The organism is Alteromonas sp. PRIM-21 (assembly GCF_027563165.1).
GTDB lineage: Bacteria > Pseudomonadota > Gammaproteobacteria > Enterobacterales > Alteromonadaceae > Alteromonas > Alteromonas macleodii_A.
Map to the genome: position 1 here is coordinate 1 of NZ_JADOEK010000030.1, position 1,913 is coordinate 1,913.

The window sequence follows — 1,913 nt, forward strand, 5'->3', positions numbered from 1 at the left end:
GGTTATACATCTTTCTTTTAATTTGGTTATCTGCACTGGTTGGAAAGCAGGCTATAGCTAGTGTGCATGTTAGTGTGAGCTTTAGAAGTTGTTTATAAAACATGTGTTCTTTCCCTAGAAACATAACTTTTCAATAACGGGCGCAGACATGTGGGGCATAATGGCGAAGCCGCCCCGCGTGTATGCGTCCCAGCGAACGCAGTGAGTGCGTTTATTGGCTTGTTATGTTTACCTAATGCGTTTAAAAAAGCTATCTAAATAAAGCAGCCTTTCTGTAGCCTTAAACAAAAAGCCAATACAGCAACAAGAGCAATATAGGAAAGAAAATAATACCTCTTATAATTGCTTTGTTTCTGCGATGCTTCCAAAAACGATTCTGTTCTCCTTTTTCATGTTCCGATAACCAATGCTTGCAATGAGGGCACTGATTACCGAGATACATAATAAGTTTGCAATGAGGGCACTGATTACCGAGATACATAATAAGTTTGCACCGTGGGCATTTAGCAGACGGTACTATCGAACCATTCCCCCAAATTGTTGGCTTTTCAAAGCTCATAACTCACCGAAGAACATAACTTTTAAATAAGGGGCGCAGGCATGTGGGGCATAATGGCGAAGCCGCCCCGCATGTATGCGTCCCAGCGAACGAAGTGAGTGACTTAATTTTTTTTGTTAGAAGCCTGCACGCCGTTGTTCCTTAAGAGGATCGTGTGGATTTACATTACCACCAAATGTTTGTTTATACACCTTGCCCAAGTCTGACGTGATTTCCAACGTTACCAGATAGGGGGAACCCAGAGCCGAACGCCAATAGTGATACTGCTTTTGATATTGTTCATTAAAGCTAAAAGTAACAGTAGCTGACGTAAGCCATGATGAGGGGATTTTATGAGAGTTCAGCATATTAATGAGTGATTTCCGAATGCTTTTAGCAAAAGGTTCGAGGTGGTTTATTACGCTGTTATGCTCTATTTCTAACAGATTGATTGATATAGAAGAGGTGTTCTGTTTCTGTGCGAGCAAGCATAGTTGTCCTGTAGCCCAGTAACCAAGATGATCGTTATTGCGGTTATTTAGCATGTGAGCAAAGTTTCTTACGATTCCTTTGAACTCTGAACGACGAGCCATGATTCTCCTTGGCTTCTAACTTTTAAATAAGGGGCGCAGGCATGTGGGCTAAAATCCGAACGAAGTGAGCAGCCCACATGTTTGCGTCCCAGCCCGCGCAGCGGGCGAACTTAATTTTATTGTTATGTCTCACTTGTAAAAAACTTCCTTGAATATGCTCGGAGCACAATAGTCATTTAAGCTGACCACTACGAAGTGCTTTCTCACAAGCCCCGCATCTATTTCATACCATGCCTTTGTTTTGTTATCTTCTTCATACAAGTCTAGAGGGAAGATGAATGTTGGTTCTTCAAGGCTGTCTGATACCAGCCGTACTGAATAAGAACTTTGACCTTCAATGCTCTCTGGTAATTTAATAGTTACAGAGAATTTTGAATCTCTAAGGGCTGTATCAATAGCAACATCTTCGACATGTTTAGAATTGAACTGTGCGCGCATTTCATCGGTTACTATGCAGGATGAGGCAAGACAGCCAAAATTGACTAATAGAAGTAATAAAAAAATTAACCGCATTTATCAATTCCTTCTGAGACATAACGCTAAGCTTTGGGGCGCTAGCACGTGGGCTAAAATCCGAGCGAAGCGAGCCAGCCCACGTGTTAGCGTCCCAGCGTCCGAAGGGAGTGCCAACAGCGTTTTGTTAGGCGTACAACTGAAAGTACGCAGCTTTGCTGCCACCACTAGCCGATAAGGCCACTTATTTAAATTGTTGAAATTAAGATAAAACAACCCTGTGCGAAATGCCAGATGTTAACGGCAATGCTGGATAAAAGAGCGAGTTT

Annotated in this window: 2 protein-coding genes; both read right to left on the minus strand. The window is 42.3% G+C overall.

Annotated features, from left to right (window positions below; all coding sequences use genetic code 11):
* Nucleotides 1-675: 675 nt before the first annotated feature.
* A complete protein-coding gene (locus tag IW644_RS19805) occupies nucleotides 676-1,131 on the minus strand; it encodes a hypothetical protein (RefSeq protein WP_269919041.1) in 456 nt (151 codons plus the stop codon).
* Between the two features lie 129 nt (nucleotides 1,132-1,260).
* Nucleotides 1,261-1,644 (minus strand): hypothetical protein, encoded by a 384-nt coding sequence (locus IW644_RS19810; protein ID WP_269919042.1) that lies wholly within the window; start codon nucleotides 1,642-1,644, stop codon nucleotides 1,261-1,263.
* Nucleotides 1,645-1,913: the final 269 nt, after the last annotated feature.

Excerpts from the sequence above, each read along its gene's own strand:
- IW644_RS19805 (WP_269919041.1), bottom strand. The coding sequence starts at position 1,131 with ATGGCTCGTCGTTCAGAGTTCAAAGGAATCGTAAGAAACTTTGCTCAC.
- IW644_RS19810 (WP_269919042.1), bottom strand. The coding sequence starts at position 1,644 with ATGCGGTTAATTTTTTTATTACTTCTATTAGTCAATTTTGGCTGTCTT.